This is a genomic window from Pseudomonas sp. JV245A (assembly GCF_032424515.1).
GTDB classification, from domain to species: domain Bacteria; phylum Pseudomonadota; class Gammaproteobacteria; order Pseudomonadales; family Pseudomonadaceae; genus Aquipseudomonas; species Aquipseudomonas protegens.
Genome location: NZ_VYKE01000008.1, coordinates 13,307 through 36,554, shown reverse-complemented (window position 1 = coordinate 36,554; position 23,248 = coordinate 13,307). Strand labels below are relative to the sequence as shown.

24 protein-coding genes are annotated in these 23,248 nt (G+C 62.3%); 13 read left to right on the top strand and 11 right to left on the bottom strand.

The genetic code is table 11. The features are described from left to right. Nucleotides 1-40: 40 nt before the first annotated feature. Nucleotides 41-481, bottom strand: coding sequence for a DoxX family protein (locus F6S12_RS04085; RefSeq protein ID WP_011060672.1), 441 nt, complete (start codon nt 479-481; stop codon nt 41-43). Between the two features lie 219 nt (nt 482-700). Here F6S12_RS04085 and F6S12_RS04080 point away from each other — a divergent pair, with 219 nt between their 5' ends. Then, nucleotides 701-1,627, top strand: coding sequence for a LysR family transcriptional regulator (locus F6S12_RS04080; RefSeq protein WP_315868731.1), 927 nt, complete (start codon nt 701-703; stop codon nt 1,625-1,627). Nucleotides 1,628-1,737: 110 nt separating this feature from the next. Here F6S12_RS04080 and F6S12_RS04075 read toward each other — a convergent pair whose 3' ends face one another. Further along, a complete protein-coding gene (locus tag F6S12_RS04075) occupies nt 1,738-2,430 on the bottom strand; it encodes a tRNA (adenine(22)-N(1))-methyltransferase (protein ID WP_026022876.1) in 693 nt (230 codons plus the stop codon). On the opposite strand from F6S12_RS04075, the gene F6S12_RS04070 reads away from it, so the two are divergent. The 3 genes from F6S12_RS04070 to F6S12_RS04060 are packed head-to-tail and all read left to right on the top strand — an operon-like array spanning nt 2,383 to nt 3,705. Then, on the top strand, nt 2,383-2,940 hold the full coding sequence (locus F6S12_RS04070) for a hypothetical protein (protein WP_236186924.1): 558 nt from the start codon (nt 2,383-2,385) through the stop codon (nt 2,938-2,940). The two genes, F6S12_RS04075 and F6S12_RS04070, sit on opposite strands and share 48 nt — an antisense overlap. A gap of 52 nt (nt 2,941-2,992) precedes the next feature. Next, complete coding sequence (locus tag F6S12_RS04065; RefSeq protein WP_019095014.1) at nt 2,993-3,208, top strand: hypothetical protein; 216 nt, start codon at nt 2,993-2,995, stop codon at nt 3,206-3,208. Nucleotides 3,209-3,222: 14 nt separating this feature from the next. After that, nucleotides 3,223-3,705 (top strand): HIT family protein, encoded by a 483-nt coding sequence (locus F6S12_RS04060; protein WP_077935005.1) that lies wholly within the window; start codon nt 3,223-3,225, stop codon nt 3,703-3,705. 51 nt (nt 3,706-3,756) lie between these two features. Here F6S12_RS04060 and F6S12_RS04055 read toward each other — a convergent pair whose 3' ends face one another. The 5 genes from F6S12_RS04055 to F6S12_RS04035 form a co-directional block, all read right to left on the bottom strand. After that, a complete protein-coding gene (locus tag F6S12_RS04055) occupies nt 3,757-4,800 on the bottom strand; it encodes a hypothetical protein (RefSeq protein ID WP_161466963.1) in 1,044 nt (347 codons plus the stop codon). A gap of 183 nt (nt 4,801-4,983) precedes the next feature. Continuing rightward, complete coding sequence (locus F6S12_RS04050) at nt 4,984-7,818, bottom strand: TonB-dependent receptor (RefSeq protein WP_011060665.1); 2,835 nt, start codon at nt 7,816-7,818, stop codon at nt 4,984-4,986. Nucleotides 7,819-7,915: 97 nt separating this feature from the next. Then, nucleotides 7,916-8,881 carry a FecR domain-containing protein gene (locus F6S12_RS04045; RefSeq protein ID WP_161466962.1) on the bottom strand — a complete coding sequence of 322 codons (966 nt, stop codon included), beginning with the start codon at nt 8,879-8,881 and terminating at the stop codon, nt 7,916-7,918. Continuing rightward, the gene (locus tag F6S12_RS04040) at nt 8,878-9,384 is read right to left on the bottom strand and encodes a sigma-70 family RNA polymerase sigma factor (RefSeq protein ID WP_011060663.1); all 507 of its coding nucleotides are present in this window, start codon (nt 9,382-9,384) and stop codon (nt 8,878-8,880) included. The genes F6S12_RS04045 and F6S12_RS04040 overlap by 4 nt, the downstream gene beginning before the upstream one ends. A 211-nt stretch (nt 9,385-9,595) precedes the next feature. Continuing rightward, on the bottom strand, nt 9,596-10,036 hold the full coding sequence (locus F6S12_RS04035; protein WP_011060662.1) for an Lrp/AsnC family transcriptional regulator: 441 nt from the start codon (nt 10,034-10,036) through the stop codon (nt 9,596-9,598). 139 nt (nt 10,037-10,175) lie between these two features. Here F6S12_RS04035 and F6S12_RS04030 point away from each other — a divergent pair, with 139 nt between their 5' ends. The 5 genes from F6S12_RS04030 (at nt 10,176) to F6S12_RS04010 (ending at nt 16,340) form a co-directional block, all read left to right on the top strand. Then, the gene (locus F6S12_RS04030; RefSeq protein ID WP_315868730.1) at nt 10,176-13,223 is read left to right on the top strand and encodes an aminotransferase class III-fold pyridoxal phosphate-dependent enzyme; all 3,048 of its coding nucleotides are present in this window, start codon (nt 10,176-10,178) and stop codon (nt 13,221-13,223) included. Between the two features lie 187 nt (nt 13,224-13,410). Next, entirely contained in the window at nt 13,411-14,199 is a 789-nt protein-coding gene (locus F6S12_RS04025) for an ABC transporter substrate-binding protein (RefSeq protein WP_011060660.1), read from the top strand. Nucleotides 14,200-14,262: 63 nt separating this feature from the next. Then, nucleotides 14,263-14,910, top strand: a complete 648-nt coding sequence (locus tag F6S12_RS04020) for an amino acid ABC transporter permease (protein WP_011060659.1) — start codon at nt 14,263-14,265, stop codon at nt 14,908-14,910. A gap of 9 nt (nt 14,911-14,919) precedes the next feature. Beyond that, nucleotides 14,920-15,579, top strand: a complete 660-nt coding sequence (locus F6S12_RS04015; RefSeq protein WP_011060658.1) for an amino acid ABC transporter permease — start codon at nt 14,920-14,922, stop codon at nt 15,577-15,579. Further along, on the top strand, nt 15,576-16,340 hold the full coding sequence (locus F6S12_RS04010) for an amino acid ABC transporter ATP-binding protein (protein ID WP_047285775.1): 765 nt from the start codon (nt 15,576-15,578) through the stop codon (nt 16,338-16,340). Before F6S12_RS04015 ends, F6S12_RS04010 begins: the two co-directional genes overlap by 4 nt. A gap of 168 nt (nt 16,341-16,508) precedes the next feature. Here F6S12_RS04010 and F6S12_RS04005 read toward each other — a convergent pair whose 3' ends face one another. Beyond that, the gene (locus F6S12_RS04005; RefSeq protein WP_015635131.1) at nt 16,509-16,898 is read right to left on the bottom strand and encodes a MerR family transcriptional regulator; all 390 of its coding nucleotides are present in this window, start codon (nt 16,896-16,898) and stop codon (nt 16,509-16,511) included. Nucleotides 16,899-16,972: 74 nt separating this feature from the next. Here F6S12_RS04005 and F6S12_RS04000 point away from each other — a divergent pair, with 74 nt between their 5' ends. The 3 genes from F6S12_RS04000 (at nt 16,973) to F6S12_RS03990 (ending at nt 19,790) form a co-directional block, all read left to right on the top strand. Next, nucleotides 16,973-18,052, top strand: coding sequence for an SDR family oxidoreductase (locus F6S12_RS04000; RefSeq protein ID WP_015635130.1), 1,080 nt, complete (start codon nt 16,973-16,975; stop codon nt 18,050-18,052). A 156-nt stretch (nt 18,053-18,208) separates the two neighbouring features. After that, nucleotides 18,209-19,108, top strand: a complete 900-nt coding sequence (locus F6S12_RS03995; protein ID WP_015635129.1) for a DMT family transporter — start codon at nt 18,209-18,211, stop codon at nt 19,106-19,108. 253 nt (nt 19,109-19,361) lie between these two features. Next, nucleotides 19,362-19,790 (top strand): hypothetical protein, encoded by a 429-nt coding sequence (locus F6S12_RS03990; RefSeq protein WP_080644476.1) that lies wholly within the window; start codon nt 19,362-19,364, stop codon nt 19,788-19,790. A gap of 22 nt (nt 19,791-19,812) precedes the next feature. Here F6S12_RS03990 and F6S12_RS03985 read toward each other — a convergent pair whose 3' ends face one another. The 3 genes from F6S12_RS03985 to F6S12_RS03975 form a co-directional block, all read right to left on the bottom strand. Beyond that, entirely contained in the window at nt 19,813-20,067 is a 255-nt protein-coding gene (locus F6S12_RS03985) for a bacteriocin immunity protein (RefSeq protein ID WP_041117385.1), read from the bottom strand. Between the two features lie 209 nt (nt 20,068-20,276). Next, entirely contained in the window at nt 20,277-20,930 is a 654-nt protein-coding gene (locus tag F6S12_RS03980) for a hypothetical protein (RefSeq protein ID WP_315868729.1), read from the bottom strand. Next, nucleotides 20,927-21,535, bottom strand: coding sequence for a TetR/AcrR family transcriptional regulator (locus F6S12_RS03975; RefSeq protein ID WP_041752159.1), 609 nt, complete (start codon nt 21,533-21,535; stop codon nt 20,927-20,929). The genes F6S12_RS03980 and F6S12_RS03975 overlap by 4 nt, the downstream gene beginning before the upstream one ends. A 105-nt stretch (nt 21,536-21,640) precedes the next feature. Between F6S12_RS03975 and F6S12_RS03970 the strand changes: the two genes are divergently transcribed. After that, the gene (locus F6S12_RS03970; protein ID WP_315868728.1) at nt 21,641-23,155 is read left to right on the top strand and encodes a 2OG-Fe(II) oxygenase; all 1,515 of its coding nucleotides are present in this window, start codon (nt 21,641-21,643) and stop codon (nt 23,153-23,155) included. Nucleotides 23,156-23,248: the final 93 nt, after the last annotated feature.

The following is a 23,248-nucleotide window of genomic DNA, read 5'->3' as shown; positions in this document are numbered from 1 at the left end:
CGCAACCGCCGCGAGGGAACCGACCCCCGCTGGCGGGTGATCAGCGACGGCGGGCGTCGAGGCTGAAACGACCGGCACCGAACGCCACGACCTGCAACAGGCCACCGGCCATGGCCAGGTTCTTGAAGAAGTGGATGAACTGGTTCTGGTCGCCCAGTGCGTTATGGAAGGCCAAGGCAGTGACCACGCTGAACAACGCCAGCAATGCCGCGACAGTGCGGGTCCGCCAGCCAGCGACCAGGGCCAGGCCGCCGCCGATTTCAACGATGACCGCCAGGGCCAGGGCCAGCTGCGGAAATGGCAAGCCGACAGAGCCGATGTAACCGATCATCATCGCCGGTGCCGCCAGCTTCGAGACGCCGGACAGCAGGAAGATCGCGCTGAGCAGCACTCGGCCAGCCAGTGCGGCCACGGCCTGGGGAGTATCGGAGCGGCTTTGTTGGCGAGTGTCGGGCTGAGCAATATGGGCAGAAGCGGACATGAGGTATTTCCTTCAGTTGGGTGCGATCCGAGATGAATCGCCCGGGTGAAGAAAGCTTGCGCCGCCACAGCTTCTCTGAATAGCCGACTAATTTAGATCATTAGGTTCGATAAAATAGGCAAGAATACAACGCTCACTGGACACTGCCTCAACCCCTCCCCGGCTGGAATCGATCACACTGCCGGGGCGTCAACGCCGATAACGCTCAAGGAACCCGAGATGATCTCCGACCCCGGCACCCCGACGCTGGACCAATTGCGCGTATTCCTGACCGTGGTGGAAGTCGGCAGCTTCGTCGGCGCCGCAAGAAAACTGCACCGCGCTACGTCCGTCATCAGCTACTCCATCGCCAACCTGGAAATGCAGCTCGGGGTCTCGCTGTTCGACCGCCAGAGCACGCGCAAGCCGCAACTCACCGAGGCCGGACGCACCGTGCTCGTGGAGGCCAGGACCATCGCCAACGGCGTCCATGGCCTGCGTGCCAAGGTCAGGGGTCTGTTGCAAGGCCTGGAGGCCGAGGTCCACCTGGTGCTCGATGTGATGCTGGCCCCCGAGCGTGTGGTGGACGCCCTCAAGGCCTTTCGCGAAGCCTTTCCCACGGTGGCCCTGCACCTGCACATGGAAGCCCTGGGAGCAGTCACCGAGCGGGTGATCGAGCGCGGCGCAGTCGTCGGCATCAGTGGGCCGATGAACGAAAGCATCGACGGGATCGAAAGAATTGGTGTGGGCAGTGTCGAGCTGATTCCGGTGGCCGCGCCGGATCATCCCCTGGCCGCCAGCGATGCCAACCTGACCGGCGCCGGGCGCGAATTCATCCAGCTGGTGCTGTCGGACCGCTCGACGCTGACCCGGGGCAGGGATTTCGCGGTGCTGAGCAACCGCACCTGGCGGCTGGCGGACCTGGGCGCCAAGCACATGTTGCTGCGTGCCGGCATCGGCTGGGGCAACATGCCGCGGCCCATGGTCGAGGAGGACCTGCGCAGCGGCCGGCTGGTGCGCCTGAATCTTCCGGAATATCAAAGCGGGATCTACCCCTTCGACGCCATCTACCGCAGCGACACGCCGCCGGGCCCGGCGGCGCGATGGCTGATCGAACGGTTCCTGCAACAGGTTTCGACGCCGCCGGCCATCCAGCCCCAGGCATAAGGCCTGGAGCCGGCAACGCGCTGAGCGTGGGACATTGCGCGGCTCGGTAGCGTGTCGTACGGGCCGGCGGTGATTGGCACCGGGCCCTGGCAAGCGGCCGCCTGGCGCACTCAGCCCAGCAACTCGCTGATCCAGCGCACCTGCCGGGCCATGTCCTGCACCTTCTCTTCGGGCACCGCCTGTGCCCGGCTGAAGTTTTCCAGGGTGCGCTGTTTCAGGCGCAGCAGGCGCTGCCATTTGGCCAAGAACGCCGGGCTGCGGGCCTGCAGTTGCAGAGGGCCGAAGTACAGCTCCCGGGGGCTGTAGCTCACCGGCCCTGTGCGCTCGGCGACGATGATTTCGTAGTCGAAACGGTTTTCCCGCAGCACCTCTTCGCACAGGATGCGGTAGCCGTTGTCCATCAGCCACTGGCGCAGGGGCTGCTCGCCCCCGTTGGGCTGCAGGATCAACCGCTCCTGGCCATTGAGGCGCGCCTTGCCGGCTTGCAGCAGGTCGCGGATGGTCTCGCCACCCATGCCGCACAGGCTGATGGCGCTGATGGCGTCGCCCGGTTCGATCGCCGCCAGGCCATCGGCCAGGCGCACGCTGACCTGCTGCTCCAGGCCGTTGTCGCGCACCGTGCGCCGGGCCGCGTGGAACGGCGTCAACGCCACCTCTCCGGCCACCGCCGCGCTGATGCTGCCGCGCAGCAGCAAGGCCACCGGCAGATAGCCGTGATCCGAGCCGATATCGGCCAGGCGTGCGCCGGTTGGTACATGCGCCGCCACGCGCGCCAGGCGCATGGACAATGTCTGCTGATTCAACTGCTGCCCCTTTTCACCACCAAGGTCCGGCACCTTGTGCCGGATCGGGGGGCGATTCTGGCGAGCAATGCCGGGCATTTCAAATTTATGCGACCGGGGCCGGGGATGCGGGTGCCGCAAAGGCCCGCTCCGGACAGGGTCGAAAGCAGCGTCCTCCATGGCGGGTTTCTGAGCGCAGGCAGACCTTCGTTGCTGGCCGCGTGCAACCTGGTCAGTGATAGACTGCGCGCCCATTGGGGAGGTGAAAAAATGCTGTGTCCGGAATGTGAACAAGGCGAAGTAACCCAGGTTCAAGTGCGGGCAACGCAGGAAATCCTGCACCTTTGCCAGGAGTGCGAGTTGCTCTGGCTCAGCGCCGAAGTCATTGGCACCGAGCCTTTCAACAGCTTCACGTCCTACATGGAGGAACTGGGTTTACCACCGCTCTGGAGCTCGCTGTATGTGCTTGAACCCGAAAAGATCTCCAGCCCTCAGGCACGGAAATATCTGCGCTCGGTCGGCTCGATCTAGATTGGTCGAGCCACAACGACGATAGCCTCCCCCACACTCAGAAGCGCAAGAGATGAACTACCAACTCTGGATGGAGCCGGATGACTGCCAGACCTTCTGTCTGAGCGGCCCACAGGGAAACACCGCACGCAAACTGCTTCACCCCGACGCCCGGCTTGTGTGGGAAGTGGAAGCCCCCAGCCACTTCGAAGCAATGACCCGGTACTACGCGTACATGCAGTGGGGCGAATACAAGAGCGACCTTCCCGAACAGGAGCCCATGCCTTGAACTCCGCCCAGCAGGTGGGCATAGCCCCCGAGTTCATCATTCTGCAAACCGACCATTGGGTGCTCAATCATCACCTGTCGTCCGCCCTGCCCGGCTACCTGATGCTGGGCTCGCGATCCCGGGTCAATTCACTGGCCGAGCTGCCCGAGAGCGCCCTGACGGAGTTGGGCGGCCTGCTCGCCAGGGTGCAGAAAAACCTGGAGCTGCAGCTCAAACCCAAGTGGCTGTACATCAGCCGGTTCGGCCATGCCCCCGGCTACCCCATCCATTTCCACTTTATTCCGGTGTACCCCTGGGTCGAGGAGCTGTTCTGGAGCGATCAGCGCTACCGGCTGCTTGAAACTTTCGCCCATGAGGAAAACGCCCTGTCATTGACTGACGGGGCGGAACTGACCCTGTTCATCTGGCGCGAATTCGGCGAAAACCCGCAACCGCCGGCCATTCAAGGGCCCTCCATCGAACAGGTCATCAAAGGCTTGCGCAGCTCCTTCAACTAGCAATGGCCCGTGGCGCTGCGCGCTGTTCTCCGCGCCCCAAGGCAAGCCCCCTTACCTGGCGGTTTTCTTCAGGGAAACCGGGATGCCCCACACCAGGTCTTCCATGCCGGTGTCCCCTTGCAGGCGGGTTTTCATCGGTTCGATACGCGCCAGCACCCGGCGGCCTGTGTCGTTGACATTCGCCAGCTCCTTGTCGCTGAACTTCTTGACCAGTTCCACGGGGGCCGGCCTCACGTAGACCTGGATATCCCGCAGTGCGCATTTGATGTTCTGCGGGTCGATAGCCTTGCAAGTCTTCTTGTCGTAGCTCACGGCCGGGGTTTTCAGGTGGAAGCGGTCGCTGAGCAGTATCTGGCCGGGCTGGATACTGAAGGCCAGGGGCGCGTAGGCGTCGGGGATCTGTGCCTTCAACTTGACGGACTGGACATCACGGATCTTGGTGCCTTCGGTCCAACCGCCTTCCGACACCTGCCGGCGCGTGTTGTATTGCTGCTCTTGCCAGGCCACGCACTGGCCGGAGGCGACATGCACGGTACTGCAGACATTCTGGGTGTGGGTGGTATCCGCGTAGGAAGCGTCGCGCCAGTATTGTTCCTTGACGAACTGGCGATACAGCACCGCAGACATGTCCACCGAACCACGGGCACTGCTGGTCGGCTGGCCCTTCGCAGCGCCTACCTGGGCCAGGCTGCTGTCGATCCTGTAATCAATGCCGCCGGACATCAGGTAGGTTCCCGGCGGGACGATGTGCACTTCAAGGAAGTCCCAGAGAAATACGGTTTCCTTGATTTTCTCCAGGTCGTTATTGGCGAAGGACTGCATGTAGCCCTGGCTCGGCTGGTCCTTGTTGCTGAAGATCACGCGATGGGAATAGCTGGAGAGGTCGGTCACGCTCTTGTTGGGCATGAGCGCCGGCACCAGCACCACGGACATACCGTCCCGGGTCGCGCCATCGATGACCTCCAGGAGCTGGTTGGTCGGGTTCTGCGTGGCGCTGCCATTGAGGTCGGAACTGCCCAGCGGGGCACAGGCGCTCAAGAGCGTGACTGAAACCAGAACAGCCAGGGGGCGGAGGCGCTTTACCAGGGTCTTCATTGGATATCCTTATCTGTAACGCAGCGAGGGCCAGATCCCTTTGGCAATACCGCTCAGATCAGGGGCGAGTGCCGGCCAATGGGGGCGAAAGCGGCCTACTTTACTGCGTCGACCCGCCGCAGTAAAAGGCCGGCGCGGCAAGGCCGCACCTTGCTGCCTGGTCCGGAGAGGGCCGCCCGCATCCTAGAACTTCGCCTGCATCCCCACCCGCAGCGTGCGCCCCGGTGCCGGCATGAAGCTCTGCGCCAGCGGGTCCAGGTAGTAGCGGTCGGTGAGGTTCTGCAGCGACACGTTGAGGCTGGCGTCTTCCTTCAGTTTGTAGTTGAGGAACAGATCGAACAACGCCACTTCGCGGTAATTCAGTTGCGGCGTGGTGGCGCCGGTCTGCCAGGGCTTGTCGGCGGTAACCGTGGGGCCGGAGGTGTAGGTGATGCGCGTGCCGAGGGTCAGGCTCTGGTCGAAGAAGCGCAGGCCAGTGGTCAGGTTGCCGGCAAAGCGTGGCGGGTTCTGGGTGTTGGTGTAGGAGCCCATGAAGCTGCCCGGGGTGCAGTCCGGAGTGTCGGCGGTTTTCTGGTAGGGGTTGCTGGTGGCGCGCAGGGTGGCCGCGAAAGCCGCGTCGCAGGTTTCGGTCTTCAGGTAGTAGGTGGACGACAGGTCGGCAAACACCCGCCCGGCATCGTAGCGGGTCTGCAGTTCCAGGCCGCTGGTTTTGTAGCTGTCGGTGTTGCTGAAGCGCATCAGGCCCCACAGGCCCGGGCTCGGGTCGTAGTAGCGGGTGATGTAGTTCTTGATGGTGTTGTTGAAGTAGGCCAGCTTGAACGCCGCCGAGTCGTCATCCACCAGCAGGCCCTTTTGCAGGGTGCTGGCGCCGATCTCCCAGTTGCTCGAACGCTCGGGCTTGAGGCCCTTGCCGGGCATCGTCTGCTGCACGCCCTGGCTGGTTTCGAACAGCGACGGCATGCGAAAGCCCTGGGTGTACGAGGCATACACGAAGGTGTCCGGCAGCACTTCGATATTGATACCGAAGGCCGGGGCAAAGGCGCCACCGCTGTTGCTGTTCTTGCCGGAGTAGTTGTAGCCGGTGACCACTTCGCCGACCTGGGACGGATAGACCGTGGAGTCGGTGGCGCCAAAGTCGTTGTAGCGCACGCCCTCGAAGGGGAAGTTGGTGTTCTGGAAGACGATGCCGTTGTTCAGGCGCGGGTCGGTGGCGTCGGTGTACTGGCCGTTCTGGTCGGGGAACCACATCATGTTGCCGGAATTGTCGCCGTTGGAAACCCGCAGGTAGCGCAGGTCACGTTCCTCGCGACGCGCCGTGGCCGTGGGCACGTGATCCTTGCTGCGATAGTGGGTGTAGCGCCCGCCGCCCCACAGGGTGAGGCTGTCCACCGGCTTGTACTCCAGCTTGCCGTTGAAACTGAACTCCTGCCGCGAACCTTCGCGCAGCATGCGGTTGGCGTTGATATCGTCCTGGGTGGTGGCCACGCTTTTCTGCGGGCGCAGTTCCTCCAGCTGGAACGAGCTGCCCAGGTCCAGCTTCAAGTCGCCGTAGCCGGTCTCGAAACGCGAGGTATTGGCCAGGCCACCGCCCACCCGGCGATCGGCCTGGCGGCTCCAGTTGCGGTCCGAACGGTAGGCCTGGGATGCCGGCGCCGAGACGGCGGTCAACTGGCTGGTCTGCGCATCGGTCATCCACAGGTCGGCGCTCAGGTCCACCAGCGGGTTGCCTGCAGGCAGGTAGTTGTAGCGCGCGGTGTAGGTGTCGATCTGGGTGTGGCCCAGGGGGTACTGGTAGATGCCGCCAGTACCGAAACGGAAGATGTCCGAGGGCATGATCTCGCCGATGCGTCCGTCGTAGCGCCGGTAGCCCAGGTCGAAGGTGTGGCCGTCCGCCGGGCGCAGGGTGGTCTTGAGCAGCCAGGATTCGGTCTTCGACGAGGAGTTCAGCACCTCTTCCCCGGCGTTGTAGGTGGTGGCGACGCTGGTCTCTTCATCGCCGTAACGGTCATAGGTGCGGTAGCGATCCTGGCCCTTCTTGCCGGCGAAATAGTTGCCCTGATTGCGATGGGCGTAGGCCGCCACCACATCGAAGAATTCATGGGAATAGGCGAACGCGGCACTGCCGGCCTCGGCCTCCGAGCCGAACAGCCCGCCGCGGCTCTGATGCGGCTCGGAGTACAGGTCCTGGGTCTTGGAGTGCGGATCGCGGGAGGCCGGGGCCACACCGTTGTTCCAGACATCACCCTTGAGGCGCAGGCCGATATTCTGACCGTCCTTGAGGATGTCGCCGACCCCGAGGGTGCGCATCTTCACCGTGCCGCCTATGGCACTGGAGGTCAGGCTCGGGCCCTTGTCGATGGCGATGTCGCTGATCATGTCCGGGTCGATGTAGCTGCGTTGCTGGGTCCCGGCATAACCGCGATAGACATCCAGCGCCTGCTGCGAACCGTCCACCGTCACCGCCACCCGGCTCTGGCCCTGGATGCCGCGGATGTTCACATCCAGGCCGCCGCCATTGCGGCTGTCACCGACCTGGACCCCGGGCTGGCCCTTGAGCATGTCGCCCACCGACACCACGCCAAAGCGCTGCATGTCGTCAGCAGAGATGTACACCGATGAACGCGGTGCCCGGTACACCTCTTCCTCGTCAGGATTTTCGCCCTTGACCTTCTGGGTCGGCAGCGACACCGCATCAAGGCGCAGGCGCAAGGCATAGCCGCCGTCGGCCTGGCGCACGTAGCCCAGGCCGGTGCCCGCCAGCAGCTGGTTCAAGCCCGCCTCGGTATTGAAATCCCCTTGCAGGCCCTGGCTGGTCTTGCCTGCGGTGAGCAGCGCACTGCCGGCCATGCTGATGCCCGCCTCGGCGCCAAAGCGCGACAGCACCTGGTCCAGGGGACCGGCGCCGATGCTGTAGTGGCGCTCGCCGGCAGCCAACACCACTTCACTACAGAGCGGCTGCAAACCGAGCAACAGCAGGCCGAAGGTATGGGTACGCAAGACACGAGCAGGGAAAATCATGCAGGGCTCCTAGGGATCGAAACCCACCTGTGCCGGTGGGTAATACCTGAAGGCCAAGCCAGATCGAAAAAACTATCGCGCCGGTGAAAAAAAAGTTTCAGGCCGGCACCACGGTCACCCAGTAACGGGTTCTTCGCTCGATGCGCACCGGCAAGGTATTGGCTACCAGGGCCAGGGCGGCATCGGTGTCGTCCAACTGGAAACTGCCGGTTACGCGCAGGCCCGCCACGGCTTCGCTGCAACGCAAGAAGCCCGGGCGATAGCGCGACAGCTCTGCCAGCAACTGATCCAGGCGCATGCGCTCGGCGGGCAGGATGCCGCGCATCCAGGCCTGGGCCAGAAACGTATCGATGGGGCTTGGCCGCCCTGCTCCCCGGCCATCGACTCGGGTTTGCCAGCCGGCCTGCAACGCCAGCGGTGCTGGGTGCTGCCGTGCGCTCACCTGCACCAGCCCGCGCAACACCGTCACCTGGGTGCCCAGGCGATCGTGACGCACCAGCAGGTTGGCACCACGGCTATAGAGCACCGCATCCGGGGTCGACAGTTGCAGGGATGCAGAGCCCGCCGGGGTGTCCAGAGCCAGTTCGCCCTCGATCAATTGCAGGCTGCGCTGCCGGGCGCTCAGGTCCAGGTTCACCGCACTGGCGGTGTTCAGCCATAGCGAGCCACCGTCGGCCAGGGCCCAATGGCGTCGCTCGCCGACGCCAGTGCGATAACTGGCCAGGGCTGAGCGCACCAGGGTGGAATCCGGCCCCTGCCAGGACATGCCCCCCAACAGCCCCAGGGCCAGCAGGCACTTGAGCACCTGTCGCCGTCGCTGCGGATCGGCGCCCGCCGCTTGCAATGCCCGGCGCGCCGTGGCATCGGCCAACAGATTGGCCCCTGGCTGCAACATCAGCGGCAGGCTGCTGACCCGCTGCCACGCGTATTCATGCTCGACGCTGGCTTGCCGCCACTGCTGCAGGGCCTGATGGTCCGCGGCGCTCATCAGCCCGGACTGCATCCGCACCAGCCAGTCGATGGCGTTGTCCCGCACTCGGGGATCGACCGCAGCGCCACTCATTCAAAACGGCTCGCGTAACAGACACTGAAGGCCTTGCCCATGGCCCGCTGCACCTGGGCCACGGTCAAGCCCAACTGCGCAGCGATCTGCGGATAGGTCAGGCCATCGAGCTGGGACAGAAAGAAAATCTGCCGCACCCGCGACGACAACCCCACCAGCAGCGAATCCAGCTGCAACAGGGTCTCGATCATCAGATGCCGCTCCTCCGGCGAAGGCTCCTCCCCCACCGGCCGCGCCGCCAGGGCTTCCAGATAAGCCCGTTCGATCGCCTGGCGGCGCCAGCGATTGATCAGCAGGCCGTTGGCAATGGTGGCCAGGAACGCCATGGGCTGGCGCAACTCACGCACATCCTCCTGGGAGCGCAGCACCCGGATAAAGGTGTCATGGGCCAGGTCCTCGGCATCGGCACTGTGCCCCAGGCGCCGGTGCAGCCAGCCCCGCAGCCAGCCGTGATGGTTCGCATACAACTGGGCGACGGGCGAAGAGAGGCTGTGGTTGTGCATGGCAGATTCGCATTAATGATAATGCTTCTCATTTTATGGTTTTGCGATGCACCTTGTACAGGGTGGGAAGCGGGCGATTGCCGCAAGGGAATGGGCCCGCCCTCCCACATCCGGCTGCCGGGGACGGGCGCCAAGCGAGCATTTCAGAGCTTTTGCGGGTGCGCCCGGCACTTCTCGCAGGCACATCCCGCCCGCTCTTCGTGTCGCAGAATCAGGAAGTCTGCCGGTCGATGTCGCGCCGAAGCACCACCGCCGTGGTGATGTCCTCGACGGACTCATGACTGGCTACGGCATCCCGGACTCGGTTCAGGTCATCAATGGTGCGGGATTCGATCTCGATCACCAGATCGAGCTGGCCACTGACCGAAGAGATGCGTCGCACCTGGGAGTGCTGGGCCAGCATGTCCAGCAGGCTGATGGCCGGCGTGCGTTTCAGGCACACCAGAAACATGGCGCGAATCACGTTGGCGTCGATTTCGCCAATATCCGCCCGGTAGCCCCTGATCACGCCATTGCGCTCAAGGTTGAGGACACGCTCGCTGGTGGCGCTTCTGGACAGTCCGATTCTCGCGGCCAGGGCCTTCAGGGCAATCCGCGCTTCTTTAGACAGAATGTCCAGTATTTCGCGATCTTTCACGTCCAGGTCGCGCATCAAGACTCCTCACTTTGACTACCGAATTTGTGCCGGTCGATTCCGACAATATGCAGGCCAACACCGACCGCATACCTACTGCCGTCAAGGATTTCGCATGCCAAGCTAACTGAAAACAATAACTTGGAAAACCATTACCATGACCAACCTTTCCCATCCCGCCCCGCAGTTCTCGCCCCGCGATGCCGAACAACTGGCCGAGCAGCTTTTCAATGTCGTCGCCACGGCCTCGCCCCTGGATGGCGAGCGCGACTGCAACTACCGGTTGAACACTGCAAGCGATGCGGGGTGGATTCTGAAGGTGGTCAATTCGAGTGAACCGCGAACTGAAAGCGAGCTGCAGACGGCCATCCTCAGCCACCTCGCCAGCTACAACCCCGAGCTTGCCGTGCCGCAGCTGAAGAAGAGCCTTGCCGGTGGCTTCCTCGCCTCGGCCGTGGCGCCCTCCGGTGAAACCCATGCGGTGCGCCTGGTGAGCTGGCTGCACGGCACTCCCCTGGCCGAGGTCAAGCGCACCTTCGCCCTCATGCGCAGCCTGGGCCAATCGTTCGCCGACATGGATCGTGCGTTGCAGGGCTTCATGCATCCCGGTGCGGTGCGCGACCTGGACTGGGACCTGCGGCACGCCGCGCGCTCCAGATCGCGCCTGCATTTCGTCAAGGACCCTGGCCGACGAGCCATTCTGGAGCGCTTCATTACCGCGTTCGAAAACACCGTGCAACCCAGGCTTGCGCGGTTGCGCACGCAGGTCATTCACAATGACGGCAATGACTGGAACATCCTCGTCGACCCGCAGACTCATCAGCAGGTCTCGGGCATCATCGACTTTGGCGATGCCGTGCATACGGTGCTGATTGCCGAAGTCGCCATCACCTGCGCCTACTCCATTCTCGACATGGAGGACCCCATCGGCGCGGCCGCCGCCCTCACCGCCGGCTTCCACGAGCGCTACCCGCTGCAGCCGCAAGAACTGGACGTGCTGTTCAACCTGATCGCCATGCGCCTGGTCATCAGCGTCACCTTGTCGGCCTCGCGCCACGAGCAGACCCAGGACAATCCTTACCTGGCCATCAGCGAAGCCCCGGCCTGGCGCCTGCTGGAAAAAATGGACCGCATGAACCCGCGCCTGGCGACGGCGATCCTGCGCAAGGCCTGCGGCTATGACGCGATAGAAGGTGCCGGGGCGGTTCGCCGCTGGGTGGATGAAAACCGCCACGCCTTCGCGGACATCGTGCATCCGGCGGCGGCGACCCTGAACAAGGCCATTGTGCCGTTCGCCGATGCCGCCCATGTGCTGACGGTCGCCTCCGCCGAGCAGCGTCCGGCAGAGGCGGCGAAATGGTGGAACGATTTTGCGGCTGAACATCAAGTGCCACTGGGCATCGGCCCCTGGGGCGAAGAACGGACCATCTACACCGATGCGGCATTTGAATCGCGCTTCATTGCAGGGCAACGTCGGATCATTCACCTGGGCGTCGACTTGATCATGCCGGCCGGAACGCCGCTGTACACACCGCTTGCCGGCGTAGTGCGCAGCGTCGAGGTCGAGCGTGAACCGCTGGGCTATGGCGGCTTGATCATGCTTGAGCATTCGCCTGAGGGCTGCCCGCCGTTCCTGACCCTGTGGGGGCACATGGCCCACGAAGCGCTGACCCGCCTCAAGCCCGGGGACCGTCTTGAGGCGGGCGCCCTGGTGGGCCACATGGGCGCAGACACGGAAAACGGCGGCTGGCTGCCCCATGTGCATTTCCAGATGTCCACCGACACCCAGTTGCAAGCGAGCGAGTTCATCGGCGTCGGTGAGCGCGCCTACCTTGAGGTGTGGGCCGACCTGTTCCCGGATGCATCGACCCTGGCCGGAATCCCTGCGGAAACCTACAGCCAGGAAGGCAGAAGCAAAGCAGAGATCGTGGCCAAGCGTAAACAACTGCTGCTGCCCAACTTGTCGATTTCCTACTCGGACCCGATCAAGTTCGTACGCGGTGATGGGGTCTGGTTGATAGACAACTTTGGCCGGGCCTACCTGGACTGCTTCAACAACGTCTGCCACCTGGGCCACTCCCATCCCGACGTGGTGCAGGCCCTGGCGCGCCAGGCTTCACGCCTGAACACCAACACCCGCTACCTTCACGACAGCATCGTGGAGTACGCCGAGCGGCTCACCGCGACTTTGCCCGAAGGCCTGGCGGTGGCCTCCTTCGGCTGTTCAGGCAGCGAAGCCAATAGCCTGATGCTGCGCATGGCGCGCAATCACACCGGGCGCAACGATGCCATCGTGCTGGACTGGGCCTACCACGGCACCACCCAGGAGCTGATCGACCTCAGCCCCTACAAGTACAAGCGCAAGGCCGGCAAAGGCCGTGCAGAACACGTATTCGAGGCGGCGGTGCCGGATGCCTACCGCGCTGCGGATCACTGGCCGGTCGAGGAGCTGGGCAAGCGTTTCGCGCAAAGTGTCGCCGAGCAGATCGATAGCATGCGCAAGCAGGGCCGGGCCCCGGCGTTCTTTCTCGCGGAGTCCATTCCCAGCGTCGCCGGGCAACTGTTTTTCCCGGAAAACTACTTGCAGGAAGTCTATGCAATGGTGCGTGCCGAGGGCGGCCTGTGCCTGGCCGATGAAGTCCAGGTCGGCTTTGGTCGAGTGGGCAGCCACTGGTGGGCCTTTGAAACCCAGGGCGTGGTGCCCGATGCGGTGTCCATGGGCAAACCCATTGGCAACGGGCACCCGATGTCGGCAGTGGTGACCACCCGCGAAATCGCCGACAGCTTCAACAATGGCATGGAGTACTTCAACACCTTCGCCGGCAACCCGGTTTCCTGTGCCGTGGGGCTCAGCGTTCTCGATGTGATTGAACGCGACAACCTGAAACTCAACGCACTGACGGTGGGCAACTATTTGCTCGATGGCTTTCGCACGCTGCAGCAGCGCTACGATGCCATTGGCGACGTACGCGGCCTGGGGCTGTTCCTCGGGATTGAACTGGTCACCGATCGCAAGAGCAAGGCTCCCGCTACGCAACTGGCCAGAAAGGTCGCCGATGGTGCCCGGGAGCGCGGGATTCTGATCGGCACCGAAGGCCCCTACGACAACGTACTGAAAATGCGCCCCTCGATGATTTTCAGCCAGAAGAACGCCGACTTCCTGCTTGAGGTCCTGGACGAAAGCTTCAAGGCGGCACTGCGCTAGAGCATCAGGATCGAGGCCACAGTGCCCCAAACCGGGCTGGCCGACATAGTGTCGGCCAACTCCGGCAATGTGTCCGGCACGCGGACACCTTGCCGGGTGCTTTGCGCAATGACCTGTGCAAAGCTTTTCCCGAGCCAGGGTGAAGAGCCCACAACAAAAAATAATAATTCTTCAAAGGTGCCATCCCATGCTAACCAGAACGCTCAAGGGTCTGCTTGCCGCATCCACCGTCGCCGCCGCGGCGCTCCTCTGCCCCGCAGCCGCTCAGGCTGATGACTTGCAATCGATCCGGGAATCCAGAGAAATCCGCATCGCCATGAGCGGGCAATACTCGCCCTTCAGCTTTGCCAACGAGCAGAACCAGATCGTCGGCTTCGACGCCTCCATCAGCGAAGCCCTGGCCCAGCGGCTTGGGGTGAAGGTCAGCATTGTCACCACGCCCTTCGACGGGATCATTGCCGGGCTCCTGGCCAAGAAATACGACGCCATCATCGCCTCCATGACCATCACCCCTGAACGCCTGAGGGCCGTGGATTTCGTCGGCCCCTACTACCACGCCGGCCGCACCATCGTGGTGAAGGAAGACTCGCCGATCAACAGCCTGGCTGACCTGAAGGATGTGACGGTGGGCGTCACCCTCGGCGATGCCCACGACAAATGGGCCAGGGCGCGCGGCAACCTGAAGGTCAAGACCTACAAAGGGCTTCCCGAGATGCTGGTCGACCTGGAAGCCGGGCGCCTCGACGCGCTGGTGATGGACAGCGTTCCGGTACTGGTGGCCGTCAAGGAAACCGGGCAGAAAGTGCGCATCATCACGCCACCCGACAGTGACGGTGGGGTTGAAGGCATGGGCATTGCGCTGCGCAAGAACAACCCCGAGCTCAAGGCGGCGATGCAGCAGGCACTGAACGACATGCTCGCCGATGGCAGCTACGAAAAGATCTCGATGAAGTGGATCGGCAAGGACATTCGCTGACTCCTCTTCAGCCTGGCTCGACCTGGGGTCGGGCCAGTCAACCTGACCTTTTCGAGCCTGCCCATGGATCTGACACTCATACAGCGCACCCTGCCGTTTTTTCTGGAGGCGGCCTGGGTCACGGTGCACGTTTCGCTACTGGCACTGCTGCTGGGCCTGCTGGTCGCCATCGTGCTGGTGGCGGCCCGGCTGTCCGGCTTTTTCCTGCTTCGCTGCCTGGCCAGGGTCTACATCAGCGTTTTTCGCGGCACGCCCTGCCTGGTCCAACTCTTCCTCCTCTACTTTGGCGGCCCGCAGATCGGCCTTGAGCTGGAGCCGTTTTCCGCTGGCGTCATCGGCCTGGGCCTGAACATCGCGGCCTACATGGCCGAATCCATTCGCGGCGCCATCAGCAACGTCGATCCCGGCCAGGTCGAAGCGGCCCGCTCAATCGGTTTCGGCAAGGGCCAGACCCTGTGGCTGATCACCCTGCCGCAAACCGCCAAGCTGATGATCAGGCCACTGGGGGTCAATGCGGTCGCGCTGATCAAGGGCTCGGCCCTGGTGTCGACCATCTCGGTGGTGGAACTCTCCTATACAGCGCAGCGCTTTATCAGCTCCACCTACAAGCCATTCGAGATCTTCATGGTGTCGGCCATTTTGTATATCGCCATGGTCTACACGGTCAGATTGCTGGTTGACCACCTCGACAAACGCTTCGCGGCAAAGTGAGACGCGTCAATGCAAAGCCTCGATCTCAGTATCCTCACCCCCTATTCCGAGCTGCTGGCAACCGGACTCTGGTGGACCATCGTCTTGTTTCTCTGCTCCAGCGTATTGAGCCTGATGGCGGGCATAGCCTTCGCCCTTATCGTGCTCTACACCCCCAAACTGGTATCCCTTCCCATACGCTTCATGACCTGGCTGCTGATGGGCACGCCCCTGCTGCTTCAGCTGTACCTGATCTATTACGGCCTGGTGCAAGTGGGGATCGATATCCCGGCATTGATGGCTGGCATCATCGGCCTGAGCCTGCACTTCGCCGTCTACAACGCCGACGTCATTCGTGCCGGGGTCCTGTCGGTCGATCCGGGGCAGATTGAAGGCGCGCGCTCCATTGGCCTGAGCCGCAGCCAGGCTCAGCGCTACGTGATTGTGCCGCAAGCCCTGCGCAGTACCCTGGCGCCCCTGGGCAACAACCTGATCGTGCTCCTGAAGGACACCTCCCTGGTGTCGATCATCGGCATTGCCGAACTGGTCTACAGCGCCCAGCGCGCCGTGAGCGAGACCTACAGCCCGTTCGAGTTCTATCTGGCCGTCGCGGTGATTTATTACGCGGTCAATCTTGTCCTGGAAGCCGGCCTGCACCTTCTTGAAACCAAGGTAGAGATGTCACGATGACCACAGAAAAGCTCATGGTTGAAGTCAAGGGTGCGCGCAAGGCTTATGGCGCGCTTGAAGTGCTCAAAGGCATCGATCTGTCTGTCTCGCGCGGGCAGATCATCGCCATCATCGGCCCCAGTGGTTCGGGTAAAAGCACCCTGCTGCGCTCGATCAATCACCTGGAAGTGCTGAACGAGGGGGAGATCTGGCTGGAAGGCGAACACGTCAACCGCCCCTTGAAAGGTCGAGCCTTTGAACAGCACATCAATAGCGTGCGCCAGCAGATGGGCATGGTGTTCCAGCACTTCAACCTGTTCCCGCACCTGACCGTGCATGAAAACATCGCCCTCGGCCCGATCAAGCTCAAAGGGCTGACCAGGCCAGCCGCTCGCGAGCTGGCCATGGAGTACCTGTCGAAGGTCGGCCTGGCCAACAAGTTCGACGAGTACCCTTCTCGCCTGTCCGGCGGGCAGAAACAGCGCGTGGCCATTGCCAGGGCCCTGGCGATGCGCCCCAAGGTCATGCTGTTCGATGAAGCCACCTCGGCGCTGGACCCCGAGCTGGTGGAAGAGGTCAACCAGGTCATGAAGCAACTCGCCGCCGAACACATGACCATGTTGATCGTCACCCATGAAATGCGCTTTGCCGGCGAAGTGGCGGACCGGATCATCTTCATGGACGGTGGCGTGGTGGTCGAAGAAGGCGCGCCACAAGAAATCCTGCAAAACCCGACTCACGAACGAACTCGGTCGTTCTTGAAAAAGCATTTGCATGCCTGAGGCACAGAGTCAAAGGGGGATGTCGGGGGCCGTTGTAGATGACATGCTCTCGCGCCATCTCGAATTTGCGCATGACCCGGCGCAAGCGAGACGCCTTGCCGCCAATGGAGACACCGCAAACAAAAGCCCTGATATGGCGACAACTGGCCGCCAAAAATAGCTGAGCGCTCAGCTGGAAGCGTCGTTCAACCGCTGCAGCGCTAGTTGCTCGGCAGCACTGGCTTCGAGCTTTGCACGCTCTTCATCCAGATACCGATAAATGCTTTGGAAGTTGGCGATTTTCTGTTTGATTTCTGCCATCTTTTTTTCAATGAGCTTGGCGCCCTCGGCGCAGTCGATCAGCTTGTTGCGCTGCGCATCGAGAATCTCGCCTATTTCCCCCAGGGAAAACCCCATGCTTTGCGCGCGCTGGATGAAGTCAAGATCCTGCAGAGTTTGTGCGTTGTAAACACGATAGTTGTTCGTTCGCCGCTGCGATGAGATCAGGCCGATTTGCTCGTAGTAACGCAGCGTATGACGGCTGGCGCCGCTGCGGGCCTCGATTTCACCAATTTTCATGAAAACACCACTTGACCATAGAGTTGGGTCGATAGTTTACGCTTGGTTTCTCACCTTCAACAAGGAACAGGGAAATGAGCGTGGAGTGCTTTGTCACCGGGGGTACCGGCTTCATCGGTCAACATTTGCTGGCACACCTGAGTGCAAAAGGTCACACCGTTCGGGTGCTGATGCGTCGCCCGGAGCGACTCGCGGCACTGCGGGAGCAAGTCGACCATTTGGGCGGCTGCGCCTCCCGGGTATTGGCCGTGGCCGGCGATCTGGAACGGGATCAGCTCGGGCTGAGTCCTGCCGACCGAGAAGCGTTGAGGCACGCCAGAGTCGTCTTCCACCTGGGTGCCCACTTCGCCTGGGGGCTTACCTTGGAACAGTCTCGTGCGGTGAACGTGGAAGGAGCCAAGCGCGTGGCGCTGCTGGCGGCTGAGCAAAACAGCCGGTTGGTGATGATCGGCGGCTACATGCTGCAAAACCATGAACACCTGCGACGCATCGGCATCGATCCTCACCATCCGCAGCGGACCGATTGGCCTGCGCTTTACCGGCATGTCGGTGGTTACGAGGCGAGCAAGCTGGAAGCGCATTTTGTGACCCTGGAGACCATGTCCGCCAAGGGCGGAGAGCTGACCGTTGTCCACCCCGCGACAGTGTGTGGCCACAGCCGCACGGGGCATATCCTCGACGGCCAGCCGCTGGTGGCGCTGATACGCAACCTGGTGCAGGGAAAGCTCACGGCCGTGCCCGGTACCGCCAGGCACTGGCTGCCACTGGTCACCGTGGACTACCTGGTGGAGCTGATGACGGCGAGTGCTTTTGATCCGGCCATGGCGGGCCAGGAACTGCTGGCGCTGGATGCGCAAACGCCCAACTTGCGAGAAATGTTGGTGCAGGTGGCACAACCTTTGGGCTTGAAGTCTCCCAAGCATCACGTTTCGCTCCGACTGCTGAAGTGGCTACTGAGCATTCCTCCCGTCGCGCGATTCATGAATACCCAACCCGAAGCCTTGGACTTCATCCAGACCACTCGTTTTGATACCGCGGCCGTCGAGCAATTTGCTAGCAGGCATGGCATAGCCAAACCGGATATACGTCAGTCGTTGCAGCACACTGCAACCTTCGTCAACGCTCATTGCATGGCCAAGGGTCAGGCCGGCTGACCTCTCCCTTCAAGGTCGGCAGTGTCCTGCCGGACGAACTCACTTACCCCCCCATCACCACCGGGAGTGCCGGGAGTTTCGTCCACTCAAACTGTGCGCCGCCGATGTAGAGCGGCATTCTATCGAACAACCATTCAGCGACAGGGATCGTCATCGATGCCATCCACTTTCAGCAAAGGCGTCATATTTGCACTGTGCGCTGCGGCACTGAACGCAACGATCGGTGTACTCAGCAAAGTCCTCATGAATAATGATTTCACCGCGAGCAGTGTCGCTGTCATCAAGACCCTACTGGGTTGCGTGCTGCTATCAATCTTGCTGTTTTTCCTCAAGCGCCCGGAGAAATCGAGCCAATGGATCCAGGCAGCTATCTGCGCATTTCTTGGCATCTTTGTGCTGTTCCACTTCGAAACCTCCGCCTATCGACACTACGCGGCAGCAGGTGTGGTGGTGGTCCTGATGGCCAGCGCTTCCATTTCCTCGATCATTCTGGGGCGCATTTTCCTCAAGGATCCCATCACCGCGAACGCCACCGTTGGCGCCGCACTGGCCATCGCCGGGATCTCAGTGATCTTCGGCGGCGACCTGCAGCAGGGTTTTACCCTGCAAGGTGCGGCGCTTGCCGCCATGGCCGGCTGCGGCTATGGGGCCTTTTCGGTTGCCATGAAGCGCATGGGGGTGTCGGGAGGACTGCATTTCACTCGCCAATTGTTGTTCTTCGGCGGCCTGTACCTGCTGCTGCCAGCGGCAGCCGATGGATTCACAATGGGCGAGCTGTCGCCGCTGGCGATCGCCGCCCTGCTGGCGCTGGCCACGCTGCCGACAATCCTGGGCTTCTTCTGCACTACCAAGGCCATCGAATATCTCAAGCCATCCCAAGTGCAAGCCCTGGAGCTGACCGAGCCGCTGTTCGCCGCGCTGCTGGCGTTTGTGGCGCTCAATGAAGTTCCCCGTGAAAGCCTGTATGCAGGAGCGGCACTGATCATCCTCGGCCTGTGTTTCTCCAATGAACTGATTCGCTTGGGCAGCAAAGCATCAGTCGCGTCGGCCGAATGAGCTGCTCTGGGTCTCTGATTACTCTGGCGATCGGTGTTTTGTTAAGTGTTTCAAGCCACTGGCCGCGTCACAAGGCCTTTGAAAAAGTGCAGGTCAGCGCGGTCACCATCGGCACCGGGCTCAAAGCGTCTTGTGCTGACAGTCAGCACAAGACGCCACACAGCAGCCGGAAGTGGACAACGACCGGCTGCGACACTACCGTCTCCACTCTCAACCCGCCCCCCCTACCCAAAAAAACGCCCAAGGGATGGAGATGAAATTCTTGCCCCGCCACGCAGGCACGCGCCGGCCCTGGTACGTAACGTTGCTCTGGATAGCGCTGCTGTTGTGGCTGGCCACTCATTGGGACTTCGCGTTGCCAAGGGTGAATGTCCACTACTCGCCCTCAGGCCAGGACGCGCTCAGGTACATCTGGAATGTCCAGGATCGGATTGATAAAGGAGGAATGCTTCCCGGAGGCGGCGCAACCGATCATGGCGCACTGTTCCCGGACGAGGAGTTCTTTATGGAGTTTTCGTGGTGGAGCAAAATCACCAGGCGTAATCATTGCATCAGCATCAGCCCGCAATGGCCCACTACCGATATCTACCTGAACGCCGACGGCGACATCGACCAAGGTCAGACAAGTGCAACGAATATCAGCCGGTTGGCAGCCTGTCGGTGGGATCGAGCCAAGCCTTAGATTGATATCACTGGCGCCTCAATCAGTCGTTCTTGAATCCCGGCAGTCCCTGGGCTTTGCGCCACTGCTTCACTGTCTCAGTAACACCCTCGGCGGAATGATCCGCACCGGGCTCAGGGTGGAAAATCAGGTCGTAGCCATCTGGATGGCCTGCGAGATTACTGAACCTTTCAAGCAACTCACCTAGCTCATCTGCCGTCCCGCCCTTGTTGACGACCCGGATGTCTTTGACGAAGGAAATGAATTCGGCCTCGGTAAAATCAGAGATATCTTCCATGCTGTGCTTATTTATCCTTGTGAAGGTCATTGTGATTTCGCGGGGTGTTAACCCTGAATGTTTATGCGTCGGACGCCGCCTCGACAGTGCGTCCGGATAGCCCCCAATTTCGTAGACTCTTGGATTGACCGCTGGTGGCCGATTGCCGCCGCTCACCAAGGCAACCTGGGAGCGCTCCTCAGTCGAGGCGGTTGATGGCGCGTGCAAGATTAGCGCGCTTGCTGTTCGAATGCATTGAAGAATGGGCCGGTCGTATAGATACGTCCGCGTGCCAGGAAGCCCTCCAGGACCTGGCGCCGCTTTCGGCGGTAGACAAACAGCGGCACATATCGGTACTCGCGACGGACTTGGCGGTCGTACTCCTCAAACCGCGCGGCCGATGCCCCAAGAATCGCCAGATCCGTGTCCACCAACACGGCCTCGTCTGCCGACGCTGGAGCGCCGTCGTGTCGCGTCACCATGATCAGGCCGTAAAGCCTGCGCCGGATTTCATCCCCCAGGCCGCTATCGCGTGCCACGTCGTCCAGCCATTGCGCACTGCGCAGCTCGTTGTCGCTGCGAAGGGGGTCGTATAGGGCGTCATGAAACCAGAGTGCGAGGTCGACTTCAGCGGGGGCGTGGCAAGCAGCGTTGATGAGCCGGCGCACCTGGAGACATTCCTGCAAATGCTGGCAGTTGTGATACGCACGATGGGGCTCGCGGTAGCGTCGAAGGAGCTCTTCATAGGTTTCTCGCGGCGGGCATCCGACGCCAAGCTCCGCCCAGACGCGCGCCCAGGCGGCAAAATCCACACCCTCAGGCACCTCGGGGGCGCTGTGCGCGCCGACCGGGAAGAGGCTGCGCCCTTCAGGTGTTCCCCTCATCGCTCCTCCTCCCCATCAATGTAACGCTCGACCCAGGCGCTCAACGTCGGTGCGGCGAAGGCCGTCGGCAGCAATGGCCGCGCCGTGGTGGACAGCGTGAACGCCCCCTGGATAAAGCAGGTAATGCCCGCCACCAGCGCATCGAGCCCTCGGGCGCGGCGTCCGCGTTCGGCGAACCGCTGCCGGAGCAGGCCCTTGAGGAGCTTCATCTGCGCCGCTAGCACGGCCTGATAGACCTCACGCACGTCTGGGTCGTGGGCCGACTGCTCGCCGATCATCACCCATGCCGCCACCGCATCGGGCTGTGCGTCCGAACCGTAGGCAAGGTGTGCTGCAATGTAGGCCTGAAGCCTTTGCTCGGCGGTCTGGGCCTCAGCGGCCCGGGACTCGTAGCGCTGATGGGCGTAGCCGGCCAGTGAGTCGACCAGTGCCACCAAGATCTCGCGCTTGTCCTTGAAGTGGTAGTGCACGAGGCCAGGCGCTAGCTCCGCATGCCGGGCGATGGCCGCTACGGTTGCGCCAGCGTAGCCGGCCTTGGCCATGACGGCCTGGAGTGCCGCCACGATCTGGCCGCGTCTTTCATCAGTGTTCGAGCGCCGTGCCATGTCACCTTTCCAATGTTGGTTGCGCGACCAGCTTAGCATTGACATTGACCCTGCCACACCCTAGCTTTCCGAATATTGGTTATCAGACCAATTTTGGAGATCACGATGAATTCCTTCGCTGAAAAACTGGTGGCGGGGGCCACGGCTCCGTCGGCCTCGGTCGAGCTACCGCTGGGTGACAAGGTGCGGTGTGTCCTGGTGCACGAGTTTCTTTCAGCCAGCGAGTGCGAAGCGTTGATAGAAGCCACGGAGCAGTGCGGATTCGCCAGCGCAGGGTCGGACTACCCGTCCTCCTACCGCGATAATGACCGGATCGTGGCAGACGACCCAGCTCTGGCCGGGCGGCTATTCGAACGCTTGAAGCACTGCGCCTTGCGGATGCCGAGGCTCGGGACGGTGATCGATGAGGACGGCTGGCGTCCGGTCGGCATCAATGAGCGGCTGCGCTTCTGCCGCTACCGGCCCGGCACCCAGTTCCGTGCCCATCAGGATGGTGTACACCATCGCCAGCGCCAACAGTCACGCCTGACCTTCATGATTTATCTTAACGACGATGCATTCAGCGGCGGAGAGACGCTGTTCTTCGAGGGACGGTCCGCAGCCATGTCGAACCGGGATTCCACGCTCAGGCTGCGCCCGCGAAAGGGCAGCCTGATCGTATTCGACCACACACTCTGGCACGCCGGCGCCTTAGTGGACGCTGGCCAAAAATACGTCATGCGCAGTGACCTGATGTACGAGCCACAGCAATCCTTGCACGTCGACGGCCCCTTCCAGCCGGGCCACCGCGGGTACGTATGGGCGCTTGCCGACCTTGGCGACAGGGGCTTGGCAAGCGCCGGGCGTGACGCAACCATCCGGCTGTGGGATCGCGAGGGCCGGTGCCTGGGCCAGCTTGACGGACATACACAATCCATTCTGGGTCTGGTGGACGTGGCGCCCGGCGAGCTTGTTTCTCACTCGCGGGATCGAACAGTCCGGCATTGGTCCTTGGCGACCGGCAAGTCAAGGTTGGTCGGCACATCGGATTCGGCCGTCCTGTCCTCGGCAAAGTTAGGCGCTGGCCGCTTCGTAACCGGGGCTGCTGACGGTCGCGTGACAGTCTGGAACCTGGCGACAGGTGCCACGGACAGACGTCAGGCCCACGCCTGCTGGGTCTGGGCGATCGCGCCTACGGCCAACGGTGGTTTCGCCACCGCATCGGAGGATGGAACCGTCAGGCTGTGGCAACCCGAGGAGCGGGACTGCGTACAAGTGCTCGATCTGGGCCGCCCCCTGAGAACGCTGGCGAGCTGGATCGACGCCAATGGCAGCGTCACCTTGGCCGTTGGTGATCTCGACGGCGCGGTGCACCTGCTAGCGACCGAACCGATGCTGGCGCTCCTGGATTGCCTTGCCGCTCATGACGGGCCTGTCCGACGCGTGCGCTTCGAGGCGCGACACATGCTGCTGACCTGCGGCGAGGACGGATTCGTCAAGCGCTGGAACCTGCCCTCACGACAGGGGGTGAGCATCGGCTCACACGACAACTTTGCAACCGATGTGCTCCCCACCCGCTCCGGTGGCTGGATCAGCTGTGGGTATGACGGCCGGATATTGGTGCATGGCGACAAGGGTTAGGACGCCCTACTCCTGCCCCTCAATACCAGCTCTGCGCCTTTGGCCAACAGGTCGCTGGTATGATCCGCGTACGGAGCCGCCTGCTGGAGGCGG